General features: G+C 55.0%; 16 protein-coding genes. 12 read left to right on the forward strand and 4 right to left on the reverse strand.

The genetic code is table 11. The features are described 5' to 3' along the window. Positions 1–4 precede the first annotated feature (4 nt). The 8 genes from ACOTZF_RS03915 to ACOTZF_RS03950 all read left to right on the forward strand — a co-directional run bounded on the left by ACOTZF_RS03915 (position 5) and on the right by ACOTZF_RS03950 (position 10,770). Complete coding sequence (locus ACOTZF_RS03915; protein ID WP_062934526.1) at positions 5–3,409, forward strand: ImcF-related family protein; 3,405 nt, start codon at positions 5–7, stop codon at positions 3,407–3,409. Then, positions 3,409–5,010: a type VI secretion system protein TssA gene (gene tssA / locus ACOTZF_RS03920; RefSeq protein ID WP_129251774.1), complete on the forward strand. Its 1,602-nt coding sequence runs from the start codon at positions 3,409–3,411 to the stop codon at positions 5,008–5,010. Before ACOTZF_RS03915 ends, tssA begins: the two co-directional genes overlap by 1 nt. A gap of 41 nt (positions 5,011–5,051) precedes the next feature. Beyond that, the gene (tssF, locus tag ACOTZF_RS03925; RefSeq protein WP_129251771.1) at positions 5,052–6,806 is read left to right on the forward strand and encodes a type VI secretion system baseplate subunit TssF; all 1,755 of its coding nucleotides are present in this window, start codon (positions 5,052–5,054) and stop codon (positions 6,804–6,806) included. Continuing rightward, positions 6,770–7,855, forward strand: coding sequence for a type VI secretion system baseplate subunit TssG (gene tssG / locus ACOTZF_RS03930; RefSeq protein WP_038985117.1), 1,086 nt, complete (start codon positions 6,770–6,772; stop codon positions 7,853–7,855). The genes tssF and tssG overlap by 37 nt, the downstream gene beginning before the upstream one ends. Then, positions 7,833–8,378 (forward strand): type VI secretion system lipoprotein TssJ, encoded by a 546-nt coding sequence (gene tssJ / locus ACOTZF_RS03935; RefSeq protein WP_048972241.1) that lies wholly within the window; start codon positions 7,833–7,835, stop codon positions 8,376–8,378. The genes tssG and tssJ overlap by 23 nt, the downstream gene beginning before the upstream one ends. Beyond that, positions 8,378–8,833, forward strand: coding sequence for a type VI secretion system baseplate subunit TssE (gene tssE, locus ACOTZF_RS03940; RefSeq protein ID WP_038419559.1), 456 nt, complete (start codon positions 8,378–8,380; stop codon positions 8,831–8,833). The genes tssJ and tssE overlap by 1 nt, the downstream gene beginning before the upstream one ends. 23 nt (positions 8,834–8,856) lie before the next feature. After that, positions 8,857–10,173 (forward strand): VasL domain-containing protein, encoded by a 1,317-nt coding sequence (locus ACOTZF_RS03945; protein ID WP_062934525.1) that lies wholly within the window; start codon positions 8,857–8,859, stop codon positions 10,171–10,173. 117 nt (positions 10,174–10,290) lie between these two features. Continuing rightward, positions 10,291–10,770 carry a hypothetical protein gene (locus ACOTZF_RS03950; protein WP_013096446.1) on the forward strand — a complete coding sequence of 160 codons (480 nt, stop codon included), beginning with the start codon at positions 10,291–10,293 and terminating at the stop codon, positions 10,768–10,770. 34 nt (positions 10,771–10,804) lie between these two features. Here ACOTZF_RS03950 and ACOTZF_RS03955 read toward each other — a convergent pair whose 3' ends face one another. The 4 genes from ACOTZF_RS03955 to ACOTZF_RS03970 form a co-directional block, all read right to left on the reverse strand. Beyond that, on the reverse strand, positions 10,805–11,368 hold the full coding sequence (locus ACOTZF_RS03955) for a DJ-1/PfpI family protein (RefSeq protein ID WP_023621314.1): 564 nt from the start codon (positions 11,366–11,368) through the stop codon (positions 10,805–10,807). Between the two features lie 217 nt (positions 11,369–11,585). Further along, entirely contained in the window at positions 11,586–11,804 is a 219-nt protein-coding gene (locus ACOTZF_RS03960) for an Ecr family regulatory small membrane protein (RefSeq protein WP_020689199.1), read from the reverse strand. Then, complete coding sequence (locus ACOTZF_RS03965) at positions 11,801–13,033, reverse strand: sensor domain-containing diguanylate cyclase (RefSeq protein ID WP_038985123.1); 1,233 nt, start codon at positions 13,031–13,033, stop codon at positions 11,801–11,803. Before ACOTZF_RS03965 ends, ACOTZF_RS03960 begins: the two co-directional genes overlap by 4 nt. An 83-nt stretch (positions 13,034–13,116) precedes the next feature. Beyond that, a complete protein-coding gene (locus ACOTZF_RS03970) occupies positions 13,117–15,255 on the reverse strand; it encodes a putative bifunctional diguanylate cyclase/phosphodiesterase (protein ID WP_038985125.1) in 2,139 nt (712 codons plus the stop codon). A 456-nt stretch (positions 15,256–15,711) separates the two neighbouring features. On the opposite strand from ACOTZF_RS03970, the gene ACOTZF_RS03975 reads away from it, so the two are divergent. The 4 genes from ACOTZF_RS03975 (at position 15,712) to dbpA (ending at position 19,827) form a co-directional block, all read left to right on the forward strand. Next, positions 15,712–16,866, forward strand: coding sequence for a methyl-accepting chemotaxis protein (locus ACOTZF_RS03975; RefSeq protein ID WP_060578399.1), 1,155 nt, complete (start codon positions 15,712–15,714; stop codon positions 16,864–16,866). Between the two features lie 119 nt (positions 16,867–16,985). Continuing rightward, positions 16,986–17,969 carry a zinc transporter ZntB gene (zntB, locus tag ACOTZF_RS03980; protein WP_029882921.1) on the forward strand — a complete coding sequence of 328 codons (984 nt, stop codon included), beginning with the start codon at positions 16,986–16,988 and terminating at the stop codon, positions 17,967–17,969. A gap of 292 nt (positions 17,970–18,261) precedes the next feature. Continuing rightward, positions 18,262–18,426, forward strand: a complete 165-nt coding sequence (locus tag ACOTZF_RS03985; RefSeq protein ID WP_283841960.1) for a hypothetical protein — start codon at positions 18,262–18,264, stop codon at positions 18,424–18,426. Positions 18,427–18,453: 27 nt separating this feature from the next. Next, complete coding sequence (dbpA, locus tag ACOTZF_RS03990; RefSeq protein WP_038985129.1) at positions 18,454–19,827, forward strand: ATP-dependent RNA helicase DbpA; 1,374 nt, start codon at positions 18,454–18,456, stop codon at positions 19,825–19,827. Position 19,828 lies beyond the last annotated feature (1 nt).

Below are 19,828 nucleotides of genomic sequence, written 5' to 3' on the forward strand. Positions count from 1 at the left end.
CGGCATGAAAAAGGTTTCAAAGCCACTGGGAGCAGGGCTACTTATCGTGGCAGTTCTGCTGATGATACTCTTTATTTTTGCACAGACAGCGCAGTTACCGTCCGGTAGTGGTGACGATAATTTCTGGTATGTGCTGGCAGGTTTCATCATCCTGACCACAACATTATGCACCCTGGTATTTTTTACGTTGTCCAGGCAACAAAATCCCTCTCCCGTCACGCCTGATGGTGAAAACAATCACAATGAAGAAAGATCGTCGGATCAATATAATTTTTCAGCACTGAGCAGGCATCTCAGAAGACGGTACTCGTCGTTCTGGCGTAGCAAAGTCCGGCTGTTGTTAATCACTGGCGATGAAGCGGCAATCGAACAATTGGTACCCGGCATGCAACAGCAGCAGTGGCTTGAAGGTAACCGCACCGTGCTGATTTACGGCGGCAGCCTGGCATCGGAGCCCGACCGCGAAAAATACATCGCGCTGCGCAAGCTGCGACGCGGACGCCCGCTGGACGGGATTATCCGTGTACTACCGCAGTCGCTTAAGCTGACCCCGCTAATCAGCGACAACGATTTACGCGGGCTGGAAAAAATCAGCGAACTGCTGCGCTATTCCGCCCCGGTCTGGCTGTGGCAGTTGTGTGACAGCAACTGGTCGCAGGATACGCGTCCTGAGCAGGCGGTAGGCGCAAGCTTCCCGCTGCGTGCCAAAGCTGACGATATTACACGTCAGCTTGAGCGGATGCTGCCTGCATTGCGAACGCAGGGTGTGAGTCAGGTCACTGAGAACAACAGCCACGACTTCCTGTTGCGCCTGGGTCAGCATCTCAAAGACGGCGGTATCGTCCGCTGGACTGAGCAACTGGTGCCATGGTTGGCTGCCTCCCAGCAGCGCGTTCCCCTGCGGGGGCTGATGTTCAGCCTGCCGGAGAAGAAAACTGCCGGTACGTCAGCGAGCACAGCCGACGCTGAGCAGTATATTCCGGGGTCACAGCGTCATGCACTGACCCTGCCGGCAACCTGGCAGGGTATCGTTGACGACTGCCCCCGCGTGCGTGGCCGCCGTGTCGGTATGGCGTGGGAGCAGACGCTTGCCTGGACGCTGATGGCGATGATTGGCGTCTGGGGGGCGGGAACACTTCTGTCGTTCGCGGTCAACCGCATGCAGATAGTCTCTGTTGCGCAGCAGGCGCATGCCCTGGTGGAGCATCCTTCCGTATCGGATTACCAGCTGACGGCCCTGCATACTCTGCGCAATGATGCCGGCCGCCTGCAGCACAGTATCCAGGACGGAGCGCCCTGGTATCAGCGCTTCGGCCTCGACCATAATCAGCAGCTGCTTGATGCGATGCTGCCCTGGTACGGCGTGGCAAACAATCGCCTGATACGCGACCCGGCAAATGAGGCGCTTAAGCAGAAGCTCAGCGCGCTGGCAAATTCTGCCCCCAACAGTGACCAGCGGGCACGACTGGCGAAACCGGGCTATGACCAGCTGAAAGCCTGGCTGATGATGGCTCGTCCGGATAAAGCCGACGGCGCATTCTACGCGCAGACTATGAAAACCGTGCAGCCGACGCGAATGGGTATCTCGACAGGCCTGTGGCAAAGCCTGTCACCGGATTTGTGGGCTTTCTATATATCCGAACTGCCAGCGCAGCCACAGTGGAAAATTACGCCAGATGCGCAGCTGGTCAGCCAGGGCCGCCAGGTGCTGCTGCAGCAGATAGGACGGCGCAACGCGGAAAGCACGCTGTACGAGAACATGCTCAAATCCGTGCGCCGTAACTTTGCCGATGTGTCTCTGGAGGACATGACCGGCGGTACCGATGCCCGTCGCCTGTTTACCACCGATGAGGTGGTACCGGGAATGTTCACCCGTCAGGCCTGGGAGGGGGGGATTCAGCAGGCTATCGAAAAGGCCGCAAATTCCCGCCGCGATGAAATAGACTGGGTACTGAGCGACAGCCGGAAAGCCGTCTCCTCAGACCTGTCGCCGGAAGCACTGAAAGCGCGTCTGACACAACGCTACTTCACTGACTTTGCTGGCAGCTGGCTGAGCTTCCTCAACAGCCTGCAACTTAATCCGGCGAACAACATAGCGGATGTCACAGACCAGCTGACGCTGATGAGTGATGTCCGCCAGTCACCGCTGATCGCCTTGATGAATACCCTCGCCTGGCAGGGACAGACCGGACAGCAGCGCGAAGCTCTTTCGGACTCCATCATCAAATCGGCCAAAGACCTGGTGGGCGGGCAGGACAAACCGGTGATTGACCAGTCTGCGTCAGGACCGCAGGGGCCGCTGGATGACACCTTTGGACCGTTGCTTCAGCTTCTGGGTAAAAACAAGGGCAGCAACGTCATGTCGGCTGATAACTCCCTGAGCCTGCAGACGTACCTGACCCGTATCACCCGCGTGCGTCTACGACTGCAACAGGTGGCCAGTGCCTCTGACCCGCAGGCGATGATGCAGACCCTGGCGCAGACCGTATTTCAGGGCAAAAGCGTGGACCTGACCGACACCCAGCAATACGGCAGTCTGATTTCGGCAAGTCTTGGCGAAGAGTGGAGTGGTTTTGGCAGCACGATGTTTGTGCAGCCGCTGACCCAGGCATGGGAAACCGTACTTCAGCCATCGGCGGCGAGCCTCAATGACAAGTGGAGCCGCTCTGTGGTGGCGAACTGGCACACCGCATTTGACGGGCGTTTCCCGTTTGCCGCGAGTAAAAGTGATGCCTCCCTGCCGATGCTGGCTGAATTTGTGCGTAAGGACAGCGGACGTATTGAACGCTTCCTGACGACAGAGCTCGGTGGTGTTCTTCACAAGGAGGGTAGCCAGTGGGTGCCGGATAAAGTCAACAGCCAGGGGCTGAGTTTTAACCCGGCCTTCCTGCGGGCGATTAATCAGTTGAGTCAGCTGTCGGACATTTTGTTTACCGACGGCAGCCAGGGTATCAGCTTCGAACTGCAGGCGCGTCCGGTACCGCAGGTGGTGGAGACGCAACTGACTGTTGATGGACAAAAGCTGCACTACTTCAACCAGATGGCTGACTGGCAGTCCTTCCGCTGGCCGGGAGACACGTACAAGCCGGGAACCATGCTGACCTGGACCACGGTCAACGCCGGTGCGCGTCTGTTCGGGGATTACAGCGGGACCTGGGGCTTTATTCGCTGGCTGGACCAGAGCAAGTGTGCGCAGCTTGATCGCAGTCAGTGGATGATGAGTTTCACCGCGCCGGATGGCCGTACCCTGCAGTGGGTGCTGCGTTCACAGCTGGGCAGCGGGCCGCTGGCGTTACTGGCACTGCGCGGCTTTACGCTGCCCGATCAGATATTCAGCGTCGACAGCGTGGCCACGGCGCAGGCGCTGATGGACAGTACGGAAAGCAGTGATATGGACGGAACGGAATAATGGATATTTTGCAGAATCTGGTTGCCGCCTGTCAGGCGGATGAAACCCTGTTGCGACAGCAGGCGCAGACTCGTACGGAACGCTGGCTGCGCTGGCTTGCTCCGGTCAGCGTGACCTGTCCGACGGGAGAAGACCCGGGATATGACGATGATTTCCAGCGCATTCGCGAGGAGGTCAATAAGCTTTCCGGCATCGATACCGGGCTGATTTGCACGCTTGCCGAAAAACTGATGACCACCACGGCAAAAGATATCCGGGTTGCGACTTATTACTGCTGGGCGCGCCTGCACCAGGATGGCGAAGCTGGCTTCGCCGAAGGGCTTGAACTGGTGGCGGGATTATTGCAGCGCTACGGCATCCAGCTTCACCCCCGGCGGGACCGCAGCCGCAAGGCCGCGCTGGAATGGCTCGGCGGTACCCGTGTACTGGACAGTTTGTCACTGTACCCGGAGGTCGTACGCGAGGATGCACAGCGTACCGCCGGGGCGCTACTGCTCATTGCTGACAGCCTGGAGACAGAGCCTGAAGCATCACGGGCGGAGCTGAATGCCCTGTACAGCGCTCTTGAGTCCCGTCTGATGAAAGGCGGGGGCGTGGATGCCGTTGTACCGCAGAACGCAAGCAATCAGACACGTAGTCAGCAGCCATCTCACACAACAGAACAGGACGCTCCAGTGCTGAGCCGCATCACCTCGGGTCAGGACTTACTGGCTCAGGCTCGCACCCTGACGGGGTACCTGCGTGAGCAACCCGGTGGCTGGCTTGCGGCGCACCGGCTGATGAAAAGCCTGCGTCATGACACGCTGAGCGCTATTCCGGCACCGGATGCTGACGGGAAAACGCGCATCGAGCCGCCGCGAGCTGACCAGCGTGCGATGCTCAAGCGCCTCTATCTGCAACAGAGCTGGCTGGAAATACTGGAGCAGGCGGACAATACCTTTTCGCGCGGTGCCAATCACCTCTGGCTGGATTTGCAGTGGTATACCCATCAGGCCCTGATGAAGTCGGGGCAGGATGTGCTGGCCGACATCATCACAGCCGACCTGAAAGGGCTGCTGCGCCGTCTTACCGGGCTTGAAACCCTGGCCTTTAACGACGGGACACCGTTTGCCGATGAGGTCACGCTGAACTGGATAAACCAGAGCGTGCTGGACGATATGTCCGGCTGGCGGGATGAACCTGTCAGCGCTATCAGTACGGGTGATAACGATATTCTGGCGCTTGAACCTGAAGCACTGGAGAAAGCAGACAGCGAAGGACTGGATGCCACACTCCACTGGCTTCAGACACGCCCGGGCACCGACTCCACAAAAGACAAATGGTTACTGCGACTGCTGATGGCCCGTGTGGCCGAGCAGAAAGGTAAGAATGAACTGGCCCTGCATCTGCTGGGTGAACTCGACAATGCCGCACAGTCCATCACCCTCGCACAGTGGACGCCGGCGCTGTTGTTTGAAGTGAAATCGCGCCGCTTCCGACTGCTGCGCATAAAAGCCACACGCAGTGAAGCCGATAAGTCACGGCTTCAGCCGGAGATGGACCAGCTTCTGGCCGGTCTGATTGCACTTGACCCGGCAGGAAGTGCGGTGCTTTGTGGGTAACAACACCTGCATACCTTTAAAACACACATATTCAGGTTTTTATGGACGATTTAACCCTGCGTTATTACGACGCCGAAATGCGCTATCTGCTGGAAGCGGGCGAAGAATTTGCCCGTGCTCACCCCGAACAGGCAGCGATGCTCAATCTTGATAAAGCGGGCGCGCGCGACCCGTACGTGGAGCGCCTGTTCGAAGGCTTTGCCTTCCTCATGGGGCGTCTTCGCGAGAAGCTTGATGACGATCTGCCTGAACTGACCGAAGGGCTGGTCAGCCTGCTGTGGCCGCATTACCTGCGCACCATTCCCTCGATGTCGGTGGTGGAGTTCACCCCCGACTGGCGTGAGATGAAAGAACCGATGCGTATTGACAAAGGCTTCGAAGTAAACTCGCGACCGATCGGTGAAAAAGGCACACGTTGTCGCTACACCACAACTCAAGAGATAACCCTACAGCCACTGGCACTGGAGCATGCCCGCCTGTCGACTGATCCGGACGGGCGTTCGGTCATCAGCCTGCGCTTCAGCTGCAGCCATCTGGCTGACTGGAGTTGTGTCGATCTCAGTCAGATCCCGTTCTATTTCAATGCTGACGCACCACTGGCCTGCGCCATGCATGAAGCCTTTACCATGAACACTGCGCGCCTCTGGCTGCGGATGCCGGGTGACACGGACAGAAGACCGCTGGACGGGTATTTCACCGCACTGGGGTTTGGTGATGATGACAGACTGTGGCCGAAAGGGGACAGCAGTTTCAGCGGTTACCAGTTGCTGCTGGAGTATTTCACCTTTCGCGAGAAATTCATGTTCACGGGGCTGCGCGGACTGGAGAGCGTGGCCTTTCCGGCTGAACTCCCCTGGTTTGAAATCGATGTGGTGCTGGCAGAACGCTGGGAGCACGATTTCAGCTTTACCGAAAAGCATCTGCGCCTGAACTGCGTGCCGGTGATTAACCTGTTTCCGCTGGAATCTGACCCACTGACGCTTAACTCCTTACAAACCGAATACATGCTGCGCCCGATGCGTGTGCAGGATGGCCATACCGAGATATACACCGTGGATTCGGTGATGTCATCGAGCCAGCATACCTACGTGCCGTTTTCGAGCTTCCGTCACAAAGGCGGAATGATGCGTCATGAAGCACCGGAATATTACTACCACACCCGCGTGCGCCGGGGGCCATCCGGGTTGCATAACACCTGGCTCATCCTCGGCGGTGAAGCGTTTGATAACCATACGGTGCCGGAAGATGAGAGCCTGTCGCTGACGCTCACCGGTACCAACGGCCAGCTGCCACGGCGTGCGCTGCAGAGCACTGTACTTGATACGGTGATGAAAACGACTTCGGCTAATATTGCCGTGCGCAACCTGTGTGCGCCAACGCTGCCCTGTTATCCACCGGCGCAGGACCGTTTTCACTGGCGCGTGCTAAATCACCTCGGCAGCGGGTTTCTGTCGATGATGGATAACGCCGATGTGCTGCGCGGGACCCTGGCGCTGTATGAATGGACCGACAGCGAGATGAACCGCCGCCGCCTGGAAGCCATCCTCGACGTGAAACACAGTGAAACCGTGCGCTTTGAGCAGGGCTATCTGGTTCGTGGCGTGCAGATTGAAGTGACGCTGGACAGCCACGGCTTTGCCGGGCGCGGCGACATCTGCCTGTTTGGCGAGATGCTGAGCCGTTTCTTCGCGCTGTACACCGACATTTATCTGTTTAACCGCCTGATTATCATTCTGCAACCGACAGGAGAGCGCCTGGAATGGGAAGAGAAGCACAATCGCCGCATTCCCGGTTGACCCCGCGGCTGGAAGCCGATCTGCACCGCATGAATTTTTATCGTTTCTGTCAGTTGCTGGAGAAACGTCATCCGGGCAGGCCACTGATGGGTTCAACCAGTCATCCCGCAGATGACCCGGTACGCTTTGCACCGCATCCGGGGATGGGTTTTCCAGCCGGTGAACTGAAGTCTGTCGAATATGACGAAGACGATGACAACACACCTCCGGTTATTCGAGCGACCTTCATGGGGATGTACGGTGTCGATTCCCCCTTGCCGACGGCGTATCTTGATGACATCACTCAGCGCCGTGAAGGACATGATGCGCTGCAGGGTTTTCTGGATATCTTCAGCCACCGCATCCTGACGCAGTTTTACCGCATCTGGCGTAAGTACTCTTACCCGGCCACCTTTGAGCCCGGCGGGACCGACAGCATTTCGCAGTCGCTGCTGGGCCTGGTGGGGCTGGGTATTCCCGGCACCGCGAACCACATTGCCACACCGGTATCCCGTTTTCTGGCTCTGCTGGGTGTACTTCAGCAACCGGGGAAAACCCAGGAGGGGATACAGGCCCTGGTGAGCCTGCTGGCACCGGATACCACCGTGACGGTCAGCCCGTACTGCCTGCGTCCGGTGGAGGTCAGTCAGCCACTGGGTTTTTACGGTGATGACGATTTTCTACTGGATGGCAACACGCCACTTGGAGATGAAGCGATGGATGCCAGCAGCCAGCTGCTGATCGCGCTGTCCACCGATAACGAACAGGAATCACAGGGATGGAAACCGGACGGTCTGCTGTATCAGGACTTCCTGGTAATGTTGCGTGTCTACCTTGGCTGGCGTTTTAAGGCAAAAATCACCCTGACAACCCTGACCCGCCTGCTGGCCGTGCCACCGCTCGGTGAAGGATCTTTCTGGCTCGGCATGAACGGCGTACTGGGGGCGGAGGAGGGAGCGTTTGCAGATGATATCCCGCAAACCTTTACGACGGAACTGGGCTATTACACCGGCCTGCAACCTGCAACACCACAACAAGGAAACCGACGTGTTACGTACAAGTTTGATTAAACCCGCGTGCTGGCTGCCTGCACTGCTGGCGTTCAGCCTGGCGGGCTGCGGGATGACGCAGGGTATCACTGATGGCACTAAATCGGCATTTAACGCTGTGTTTTATAAAAAAATTAAGGTACTGCATCTGGATTTCACCGCCCGTGAAGCGTTGAACACCGATTCCCGCGAAAGTAACTCGCTGTCTGAGCCGGTGGTAGTCCGCGTGTATCAACTGAAAGACCGCAAGATCTTCGACAAAACGGTCTATCAGCAGCTGCTGAAGGACGGGGAGACCATTCTTAAAGCGGACCTTCTGGCCAGCCGTGACGTGGTGGTGAAGCCGGGCGGGGATGTGAGCCTTGATATGCCGATGGAAGAAGGCGCGAAGTTTGTCGCGGTGGTCGGGCTGTTCCGCCATCCGGATATGGTTAACAACACCTGGAAACAGGTGCTCAGACGTGAAGATCTCGATCCGGATAAACCGCGCATTCTTGAAGCCGGGAATAACCATCTGACATTACAACCGCGAAAGGATGACTGATGCCACAGGGACATAACACGCCATCGCTGTATGAAATGCTGACTGGTAATTTTTCCGGTGGTCTGAGCCTGCACCAGGTCAGTGAGCAGAACCAGGTGATTTTATCCGTACTTGATAACATGCAGCGCGTGCTCAACTGCCGCGCCGGTACGCTGGCGCACCTGCCGGACTATGGTCTGCCGGATATGACCAAAATTCTGCAGGGGATGCCGGGTACGACCCATGAACTGATGGGGATCTTATCGTCTGTATTGCTTAAGTACGAGCCCCGGCTTAAGAGAATCGATGTGGTGTTGCTTGAGCAGGCTATTCCCGGCGAACTGCGCTACGCCATCGACGCGGAGCTGAAGGGCATCGGTCTGGTCCGTTACGGTACGGAATTTATGCCGGAGGGCAGGGTGTTAATCCGCCACCTGAAACAGCAGCAGTATCTTGATACCCGCGCCGCACTCTGATTTTTATTCAGGCTGAAACCATCATGACGACACAATTCGAACGCCACCTCAAAACCGGCGGTGACCCGCGTACGCTTGCGGATTACGCCGCCCTGCGTGACGAAATGAACAAACTGACCCACCCGGCGCGACCGGACATCAACTGGCCGCAGGCGGAAAAGCTCTGTCTGTCGCTGTTTGAGCACAACGGGGTGGAACTGCAGACCGCGGCCTGGTATACGCTCGTCCGAACGCATCTGGCCGGTCTGTACGGCATGAACGAAGGACTGACAATACTGGACGCACTCCTCTCCCGCCAGTGGGGCAATATCTGGCCGCAGCCTGTGCATGCGCGTATGGAAATTCTCAGCGCGCTCAGCAGACGGTTACAACAGACGATGCGCACCCTGACGCTGACCTGTACCGACCTCAGCCAGTTGTACCAGACAGAAGAGCACCTGAACGCACTGGGCGACGTATTGCAGCGTCTTGAACTGAGGCATGCCAGCCAGCTCGATGCCCTGCGTACCCTGGTCCATAACGCGGCGGTACGGCTGGAAAACAGCGACGGCGGGCAGGAAGCGGGCGGTGCTGTTCTCCCGGCCAGCTTTACGGCCCAGACAGAACACGTCAGGAGGGTCTATGTTGCGCAGCCGGAGCCGCTGCCGGACAGGCAGGTGATGACCGCGCCGCCTCCGGTGAAGCCCTGGAAGCCATTTGTCGCCGGAATGGCCACCATGCTGGTGATTGCCAGCTCGGTGGCATGGGGATGGCAGACGATGCATACACCAGACCCGGCTCAAACGCAGCTCGATGCCACTCTGGCGCCTTTACCTGACGAATTATCTAAAGCGCAGTTGCAGGCGCTGCGACAAGCGTCACCATCACCCATGGCAGGGCTTAGCAAGACGCAAAATCGGCTCGCACAGCTTAGGGAACTGAAACCTGACTGGGCATGGCGCTACGGCGATAGCCTGGTGCAGCAGGCGCTGATCCTTTGGCCGCAAGAGGCGAAACCGCTGGCGCAACAGTGGCAGCAGCAGGTTAACGTTGCTGCACTTCCGCAGCCATATCTGACTGGCTGGCATCAGGGAATGACCCAATTGCAACAACTGGCGAACCGGCTTAACGCACTTGATGAACAGCGGGGTAAGTACATGACGGTCAGCGAGCTGAAATCAGCGGTATTTACCATGATGCAGGCATTTAACAGTGCCGTGCCTGCAGAGGAACAACTGCGACAGCTGGCAGATCTGCCTGAAAACCAGCCGTGGCCTGATGCGCAGCAGAGCCAGACAGAACAGCATCTGCAGCAGTTGATTGCCCGTTATGCCCTGATGAAACAAAAAACGGCGGAATAGCTACAAAGGGTTCCCTCGTTTAAGAAGGCGAGGAAGTATCCGGGAAGATAAAAATGGCCGGTCAGCGCAGGGGGCTGATCCTGGTTTAACCGTGTGAAAATGAACAGAGGCAACAACGTGTCAGCCAGAGAACGTTTCTTTAAAAAAGTGCAACAGAGTAGCAAGAACATAACGTCAGGTAACACCTCAGTTGAGGCTGAAATCGTTGAATTCTGCGAGCGGTTAGAGGGGCTGGCGCAGCAAATCATTGAGTGGTTTGCGGGCACCAGCATTGAAGTCACGTTATCACGTCAGTATCTTCACGATCTGAGCACATTAGGTTATAGCCTGAGCAGCGGAATTTGCCGCTATGAGATAGCGACTATCCTTCTGCAGAATGGCGAGCGTAGTGTCAGTATCGTGCCAGAGCAGCTCTTTCGTGCAGGAGAAACGGGTTGTGTAAGAATGCGTGTTGAAGCTCCGGGATTTCGTGAGGTGTTTTATCTGAGCATGGCGCCGGAAGCGGGCTGGTTTATCCGGCGCGAGTTTCAGAGCATTAAAGAACGCGCTCTTTTGACGGAAGAACGCTTTTTTGTTGCGGTCGATCGTCTGGCTTGAAGAGCGTATGTAAAGAGCAGGTTGCCTTGCTGGCCTATTCCAACAACTTCGCAAATTTCGCCAGCCACTGCGGATGCGCAGGCCAGGCCGGCGCGGTGACCAGGTTACCATCAACGTGAGCCTGATCGATACCGATATCGGCGTACTCGCCGCCGCTGAGTCGCACTTCAGGCGCACAGGCCGGGTAGGCGCTACAGGTTCGTCCTTTTAAGATCCCGGCGGCGGCCAGCAGCTGTGGGCCATGGCACACGGCCGCAATCGGTTTGTGCGCGGCATCAAATGCCTGCACCAGCTTCAGTACGTCATCATTTAACCGCAGGTATTCAGGCGCTCTGCCGCCAGGGATCAGCAGGGCGTCATAGTCCTGCTCGTTAACGGCGGAAAAATCGGCATTGAGGATAAAACGGTGACCCGGTTTTTCGCTATAGGTCTGAGCACCGTCGAAATCATGGATAGCGGTCATGACATAGTCACCCTTCGCTTTATCCGGGCAGACGGCGTCAACCTGATGACCAATCATCTGTAAGGCCTGAAAAGGGACCATGGTTTCGTAATCTTCGGCGTAATCGCCCACCAGCATCAGGATCTTCTTGCTCATCATTTTCTCACTTTTATGGATAACGACGTTTTAGATATAGCCTGGTGTAGCGCAAATGTCGGAAATAAAAAAGCCCGTCAGAGCACGGGCAAAATAAGCAAGTGATTTAGCAATTCGTTACCAACATAATGGAGGATAACGGCGCATATCTTACGCGCCTGTTGAGTTGGCCGATACCTGATAATTTCGGTAGGTGAAACAACGGATTAAACGTGCGTTACAGCGCGTCGAAAGTGGGGTAAATGCTGTTTTCAATATATTCCGCCACTAACCAGATCTCGCCGCTGAAGATAAACCAGAATCCGAAAATAATAAGCATTAAAATAATTATGGTGAGGATTATTTCTGTTCTTCCCATTGCAGACGATACCCACCCATAGTCTTTTTCATCAAGATGGGCATTGTAGCGGGGCTTTATCCGATACACCAGTTTCATGCCGCCAGGACTTTATTACGGCCATCATTCTTGGCGCGATAAAGCGCGTCATCTACCCGTTTAAAGAGATCGTCGATACTCTCATCCTGGTTGTGCCGCGCCACGCCAATGCTGACCGTAAATCGCGGCAGACCGGGGATCGAGATGCGGGCAACCGCTGCCCGGATCGTTTCGGCGATTTGTAATGCAGTATCGAGAGAGGTGCGTGGCAGCAGAATGACAAACTCCTCGCCTCCCCAGCGGAACACGAAATCCTCTTTCCGGCTACAGGCCTCCAGGGTACGTGAAAGTGCGATAAGCACTTCATCCCCCTTCAGATGACCAAAAACGTCGTTGATATTCTTAAAGTGATCGGTATCCACCAGTAGTAAACTGAATTGCTGCTGTAAAGGAAGGTGCGTGAGATTCATTTGCTCAGCGATAATATAGAACTGTCGCCGGTTGAGCAGGCCCGTCATGGCATCCTGTAACGCGGCATGTTCCAGCTCAAGCTCCAGCCTTTTTTGCTCGGTGATGTCATGGATAATGCACAACATCAGTTTATCCCCGTAGATCTCAATTGGTCCGGCATAGGTCTGAACATGGCGGGTTGATCCATCGGCAAGGCGGTGCACAAAGTTGAGTGGCTTATGCCCACCCGGCAGAGCGGCGATTTCGCTCATCACTGGAATCACATCGCGCCCCAGAGTGTTGATCTCCCAGGTATGCTTGCTGCACATCTCCTCGTGCGAGTAGCCATAAAAATTAAGCGCGGCGAGATTGGCATCAACAATTTGGCCGTCGCGAGCAGGGTCGATCAGCAACATCGGGGCGCTGTTTGTCAGAAAAAAGCGAGCATAGAATCCTTGCTTTTTTCGCTGGTAAGTAGCGGAGCGGCTCGCTTTAAGCCCGGTCGGTGCCGGATGTGAAATCCCTTCAAAAACGATAATGTCGCCGTACGGCGCATGGTGGGTCAGCGAAAGACGACAGCTCAACGCGGTTTCATGCCCGTCGCGCCAGACTGTCCAGATCTCGATAATCTCCTGGTCCGTTTTCAGCTCAGGGATATACATCGACAGCACGTCTTGCGCATTGGCTGAGAAAGCGCCTTTTCGCAGATCATCCACCGTTTTATCCCCCATCACCTGAACCGCGGCCGTATTCGCAAAAATAATATGGCCAGAAACGGGGGAGATCAGCCACACGGGGGTTTTAATGACATTCAGCGCATCAAAATAATTTTGCGACATAAGGAATTCCTGTACATCGGCACAATATGCTTGACGATCACGACGGAATCGACTCGCGTGGACTCCTCTGAACCATACTCCAGTTAACCCTGTGTAGCATGATTTTTTTGTGAAACAAAAGCGGATTCCGAATGAATTTTACCAATTGGTATAATCTGTTTCTGTGAATTAATCTGCAGCAGTAGCCACGGGATCTGTTCGGCAGGCAAAGGTCTGGAGAACAGAAAACCCTGCAAATAATCACACCCGAGCTCTGTTAACACCGCTCGTTGCTCTTCTGTTTCGATCCCTTCGGCAACAACATACATCTCCATGGTCCGGGCAATATTAATAATGGTCTCCACCAGCTTGCGGCTTTTCTCATTTTCCAGCATTGACGTCACAAAGCTTTTGTCGATTTTGAGCTCTTTTGCCGGAAGCACGCTGAGCATAAGCAGATTAGAATAACCGGTGCCAAAATCATCAATAGAGACGGTGATCCCGGCCTGGTTGAATGCACTCAGTAATTCGATACTGCGGTCGAGATTTTTAAGGGCAGTGCTCTCCGTGACCTCAAGGATGAGCCGGGAAGGAGAAAGATTATATTTCTGCAACAGAGACGATATGGTCTGAAAGATATCCGGCTGTTCAAACTGAACAGGGGATAAGTTAAAAGACAACGTCCAGTGGGCAAAACCTTGTTCAGTCCAGAAATGCAGCTGACGGCATGCGGCCTCAATCGCCCAGTTACCCACGGGAATAATTAATCCCGTCTGTTCAAGCGAAGGTAAAAACAGATTCGGCAGCAGCACGCCTTGTTCGGGATGTCGCCAGCGAAGAAGCGCCTCAAAGCCGTGGATAGTTCTCTCTTCAGCGTGCCAGGTGGGTTGATACCACAGCTCAAACTGATCGCGCTCAAGCGCCTGCGTGAGTTCCTGCAAAAAACCGGGGTTAGCCGGGATCGCCGTCGACATCTCTGTCCGGTAGACCACCCAGTCGTTTTGGCCTTGCTTTTTAACGTACTGCATTGCCGCATCTGCTTTTAGCTTTAACTCATGCAGCGTTTCGCCATCCTGCGGATAACGACTGACGCCTGCGCTGAGCGTTGTACTCAGCGTATGCCCGCATACGTAAAGCGGGCGGCGCACATCGTCGAGCAGCGTTGAGAGGAGGGACTGGAGTTTGTCGTCATCACATTCTGGAACCAGCAGAATAAAAGCATCGCCCCCCAATCTTGCCAGGGTCATCTCACGGGTAAGCCTCGCCGTGATGCGCTGCGCAATGGTGATTAACAACTCATCCCCGACGTTATGTCCCCAGGTGTCATTAACCTGTTTAAAGTGATCAACGTCGAGGAAGATCACGGCAAACTGTTTATTGCTAAGCAACGCGCTGCGCAGGCAATCCTGCATGCGCAGATCCATCTGGTGGCGATTAGCAAGGCCGGTAAGGGCGTCAAACCGTGCCTGTAGTTCAAGCTGTCGATTGAGCGCCTGAAGGTTGTCCGTGAGCCGGTTGGTACGCCAGTGGGAATCAATGAGTGAGATAATCAACATCATGCCGAGCAGGCACAGCGTGGTGACCGACACCCCTATCGATAATCCCAGTTCGCTGATACCGCCGGGTAGGGTATGAGCCATATCACTGAACTGAGCGGCCCGCATGCCAGTGTAGTGCATGGCACAGATGGCAGCGCCCAGAACTAAAGCGGCGAGAATGCGATTGATAAAGATCCCTTTTCGCTGATGCCGCAGGTGAAAGGCCAACCAGAGCGCGGCACCGGAGGCCATTACGGCAATTAATATGGATAAACCGATGATGGGGTGATCCCAGATGATGGGGCTGTCCAGCATCAGTGCGGCCATACCGATATAGTGCATTGACACCACGCCTGCGCTCAGAATTAAGGTAGAGAGAAGCAGTCTGAAGGGCGAAAGGCGAGCGCCCGTCACGGCAATATTCATTGCCAGCATAGACGCCACCACCGCGACGCCCATTGAGGCGAGGGTTAACCAGAGGTTGTAGCTCATGATCATGGGCATTTTCATCGCTAACATACCAATGAAATGCATCGACCAGATCCCGACGCCCAGCGTAAGCCCTCCGGCAAAACGCCAGAACAGAGCGGCCTTTCCGCTGGAAAGCGGGATTTTCCCGGCATTCTCCAGGGACACAAACGAGGCGATAAAGGCCACAAGATAAGAGATGGCTATTAACACTGGGTCCCACGATACAATGAGCATTATGCAATCCCACGCCAAAGGGGTTACTGATTTCGCCAACCGGGACAGATCTTTATCTGGCTGCGTGCAGGCGAGTTCAAACAATATTAGTTATAGGGTACGTAAAACGGCCCGCACTATTAAAACGCAAAACTGTAAGCAATATAAAATATATTCTCAGTTCTAACGTGTTAAGCACAGCTAAACAAGGACAGTTAATTGCAACAAAGTCTCTAAAATAGGGTGGTGATTAACCCATTTAGCCGCAGGTGATGGTATCGCTTAAGTTCGTGTCAGACCAGTATCACAGTATCCATGGCACAATATTTCCCACAATACGCTTTTTTTATCTCACTTAAGTTAAATTGCAGGTTGCTAACTGCGAAACGACAAAGCACCGCTATTCGTGAGGACAAACGCCAGTACGGATGCTATAAACCTTAATGCCGACCAAAATATTAAGTTGTGGGAATAATCATGCTAAAAAATATTAGTGTCAGAACCTTCATTGTCTATTTCCTTTTGTCTCTTTTTTTGCTAAACGCAGCTGTCGTCTTTCTATTTACCGGCGCATCGTCGCTCTTAATAACGCTCAATGTAATAAATGTGATTGCTCTTTTTTTACTCTGGATTTACATGACCCAATATCTTGTGACACCGATCAATACTGTGAAAAAAAGTATTGAAGATGTCACGGCAGGGAATCTTGGCGTGACAATCCCCGAGTTTGGCAACAACTGCGCAGGGCGTTTAATTCCCGGGATTAACAGCCTTTCGGGCAATATTGCAACGCTGGTCCGGGAAATCAGGGCGTCGTCACAAACCGCCATGACCTTATCGGATCAACTCTCCGCACGCAGCGCGCAGCTATCAGTGAAAACGGAGCAGCAATCGGCTTCGCTGGTGCAAACCGCAGCCAGCATGGAGCAGATGGCTGCGAGCACCAAAAACAATGCTGATAACACCCGACTCGCCAGTGAACAGGCCAATCAGGCAACGCTTCAGGCACGTAAGGGGGGCGAGCTGATGGGGCAGGTTGCTCACAATATGCAATCGATCACCGAATGCGCACAGCAAATGACGGAAATCATCTCGATGATCGACGGCATTGCCTTCCAGACCAATATCCTTGCGCTTAACGCGGCCGTTGAGGCGGCAAGGGCGGGAGACCACGGAAAAGGCTTCTCTGTGGTCGCTGAGGAGGTGCGAAATCTGGCACACCGCAGCGCGGAAGCGGCGAAGAACATCAAAACGCTGATTGAAGTCACCAGCAATAACGTTACACAGGGCGTGACGGTAGTGTCAGAAGCGGAAAAAAACATGCGTGAGATTGTGGCCGGATCCGGCAATGTCAGCCGTCTGATGGATGAAATTTCCAGTTCCACATCCGAGCAGGAGAAGGGAATTTCACAGATCACGCTGGCATTATCAGAGCTGGAAAGGGTTACGCAAAGCAATGTGGCGATGGCGGAGGAACTTAACGGATCCTCTGACGTGCTGCGCAATCAGGTTATCGAACTGCAGTCACGGACACGCAATTTCCGGCTCGACGGGGGATACGCGGCTGATAGTTCGTTATCTACACCGGTTGTTCCGCTTGCGTTCCCGCAGCGACAAGGACATTCCGCCTGAAGGGACACCGCCGTTATCCGTACAATTCCCGAGCGATTTCAGCGCCATGCGGAACATAGTGGTTGCGTAACCTCTGCCGAAAGCTAGACTGACAACGAAAAGCTAAAAGCGGAGGCGTTGTGGAGAGCATAAAAGGGTCTGAACTGAACGTTCCTGACGCAGTGTTTGCGTGGGTGTTTGACGGTAAAGGCGGTGCCCGGCCGCTGGAAGACAACGACGTGATCGATCACGCGCATCCCTGCTGGTTACACCTGAACTATACCCATCCGGATAGCGCTGAATGGCTGGCATCCACCCCTTTATTGCCAAACAACGTGCGTGATGCGCTGGCAGGGGAAAGCCTGCGGCCACGAGTGAGCCGGATGGGTGACGGTACGTTGATCACGCTTCGCTGTATTAACGGCAGCACGGATGAACGTCCCGATCAGCTGGTGGCGATGCGCGTCTATATGGATGATGGGCTTATTGTTTCCACTCGGCAGCGTAAAGTGCTGGCGCTGGATGACGTGGTAAACGATCTAAAAGAGGGCACCGGGCCGACCGACTGCGGAAGCTGGCTGGTGGATGTCTGCGATGCGCTTACCGATCACGCGAGCGAGTTTATCGAAGAGTTGCACGATAAAATTATCGATCTGGAAGATAACCTGCTCGATCAGCAGATACCGCCACGCGGTTTCCTGGCGTTACTGCGCAAGCAACTGATTGTGATGCGTCGCTACATGACGCCACAACGTGATGTATATGCCCGTCTGGCCAGCGAGCGTCTCAGCTGGATGAATGATGACCAGCGCCGTAGAATGCAGGACATTGCTGACAGGCTGGGGCGCGGGCTGGATGAAATTGATTCCTGTATTGCCAGAACCGCAGTAATGGCCGATGAGATAGCACAGGTGATGCAGGAGTCGCTAGCCAGAAGAACCTACACGATGTCGCTGATGGCAATGGTCTTTTTACCCAGTACCTTTCTGACCGGTCTGTTTGGCGTAAACCTGGGCGGCATTCCCGGCGGTGCTTATCGCTACGGCTTTACCGCGTTTTGCGTCATGTTAGCTGCTTTGATTGGCGGTGTTGCATGGTGGTTGCATCGTAGTAAATGGTTGTAAATTTACGCTTTTTCCACCTTTTGCGCGGATCAAAACGCTCTTTTAATTGAGCAAAGTCAATAAACAGAAACCGTGTAAGGTGCATTATTACTCCCGCAGGTGAATGCAACGTCAAGCGATGGGCGTTGCGCTCCATATTGTCTTACTTCCTTTTTTGAATTACTGCATAGCACAATTGATTCGTACGACGCCGACTTTAATAGTCGGCTTTTTTTTGCCTCCCGTTTCTCAGGGTCTACCCTAAAAGGGTCAATCCAAAAAACTGGAGGGAAAGATGAACCATCTACTCGCGCTGCAACGACTGCATTCACGGCAGTCCGATCCGGTCCCGACCGACCCAACGCCCATGCCCGATCCCATTCCGCGTCCGCAGCCTATGCCCGACCCGCCGCCCGATGAAGAACCGATTAAATTGTCGCATCGAACCCCGAGATCTGCGAGGATACGCGCCATCTGACCGCAAAGATGACCACGAGAGACTATTGTGACCGCTTTTTCTACCCTGAATGTTCTGCCTGCCGCCCAACTCGATAACCTCAACGAGTTGGGATACCTCACGATGACGCCTGTTCAGGCGGCCGCATTACCCGCCATTCTTGAGGGGCGCGATGTTCGCGTACAGGCAAAAACCGGCAGTGGGAAAACGGCAGCGTTCGGTCTTGGACTGTTACAGCATATTGATGCCACTCTGTTCCAGACCCAGTCTCTGGTTCTGTGCCCGACCCGCGAACTGGCTGACCAGGTCGCGGGTGAGTTGCGTCGTCTGGCGCGCTTCCTGCCCAACACCAAGATCTTAACCCTCTGCGGCGGACAGCCGTTCGGGGCGCAGCGTGATTCGCTCCAGCATGCGCCTCATATTATTGTCGCGACACCTGGCCGTCTGCTGGATCATCTGCAAAAAGGCACCGTTTCACTGGATGCCCTGCAAACGCTGGTGATGGATGAAGCGGACCGTATGCTGGACATGGGCTTCAGCGACGCGATCGACGAAGTGATCCGCTTCGCGCCGGAAGATCGTCAGACATTGTTATTCTCTGCGACCTGGCCTGACGCTATCGCTGCAATCAGCGGTCGTGTACAAAAAAATCCGCTGACAATTGAAATCGACAGCGTGGATGCGCTGCCTGCCATCGAGCAGCAGTTCTTTGAAACCTCGCAGCAGGGCAAAATCCCGCTTCTGCAGAAAGTGCTGAGCCAGCACCAGCCAGCCTCCTGCGTGGTGTTTTGTAATACCAAAAAAGATTGCCAGGCGGTGTGTGATGCCCTGAATGCCGCCGGGCAAAGCGCGCTGTCATTGCATGGCGATCTGGAACAGCGCGATCGTGACCAGACGCTGGTTCGCTTCGCGAACGGCAGCGCCCGTGTGCTGGTTGCAACCGATGTCGCCGCACGCGGGCTGGACATAAAATCGCTGGAGCTGGTTGTTAACTACGAGCTGGCCTGGGATCCAGAAGTACACGTTCACCGCATTGGGCGTACCGCACGTGCCGGAAACAGCGGGCTGGCCATTAGCTTCTGCGCGCCGGAAGAGGCGCAGCGCGCCAATATCTTGTCTGAAATGCTGCAGATAAAGCTTAACTGGGTGAACACTCCGGGGAACGTTCGCGTTGTGCCACTCGAAGCCGAAATGGCGACGCTGTGCATTGATGGCGGCAAAAAAGCCAAGATGCGTCCAGGCGACGTATTAGGCGCGCTGACAGGTGACATGGGACTGGATGGCGCCGATATCGGCAAGATTACCGTTCATCCGGCACACGTATATGTGGCAATCCGCCAGGCGGTTGCGCATAAAGCATGGAAGCAGCTGCAAAACGGTAAAATTAAAGGCAAAACCTGCCGGGTCAGATTGCTGAAATAAG

Source organism: Enterobacter cloacae complex sp. SHL021 (genome assembly GCF_049237765.1).
Taxonomy (GTDB): domain Bacteria; phylum Pseudomonadota; class Gammaproteobacteria; order Enterobacterales; family Enterobacteriaceae; genus Enterobacter; species Enterobacter cloacae.

Excerpts from the sequence above, each read along its gene's own strand:
- ACOTZF_RS03915 (WP_062934526.1), top strand. The coding sequence starts at position 5 with ATGAAAAAGGTTTCAAAGCCACTGGGAGCAGGGCTACTTATCGTGGCA.
- tssA (WP_129251774.1), top strand. The coding sequence starts at position 3,409 with ATGGATATTTTGCAGAATCTGGTTGCCGCCTGTCAGGCGGATGAAACC.
- tssF (WP_129251771.1), top strand. The coding sequence starts at position 5,052 with ATGGACGATTTAACCCTGCGTTATTACGACGCCGAAATGCGCTATCTG.
- tssG (WP_038985117.1), top strand. The coding sequence starts at position 6,770 with ATGGGAAGAGAAGCACAATCGCCGCATTCCCGGTTGACCCCGCGGCTG.
- tssE (WP_038419559.1), top strand. The coding sequence starts at position 8,378 with ATGCCACAGGGACATAACACGCCATCGCTGTATGAAATGCTGACTGGT.
- ACOTZF_RS03945 (WP_062934525.1), top strand. The coding sequence starts at position 8,857 with ATGACGACACAATTCGAACGCCACCTCAAAACCGGCGGTGACCCGCGT.
- ACOTZF_RS03955 (WP_023621314.1), bottom strand. The coding sequence starts at position 11,368 with ATGAGCAAGAAGATCCTGATGCTGGTGGGCGATTACGCCGAAGATTAC.
- ACOTZF_RS03960 (WP_020689199.1), bottom strand. The coding sequence starts at position 11,804 with ATGAAACTGGTGTATCGGATAAAGCCCCGCTACAATGCCCATCTTGAT.
- ACOTZF_RS03965 (WP_038985123.1), bottom strand. The coding sequence starts at position 13,033 with ATGTCGCAAAATTATTTTGATGCGCTGAATGTCATTAAAACCCCCGTG.
- ACOTZF_RS03970 (WP_038985125.1), bottom strand. The coding sequence starts at position 15,255 with ATGCTCATTGTATCGTGGGACCCAGTGTTAATAGCCATCTCTTATCTT.
- ACOTZF_RS03975 (WP_060578399.1), top strand. The coding sequence starts at position 15,712 with ATGCTAAAAAATATTAGTGTCAGAACCTTCATTGTCTATTTCCTTTTG.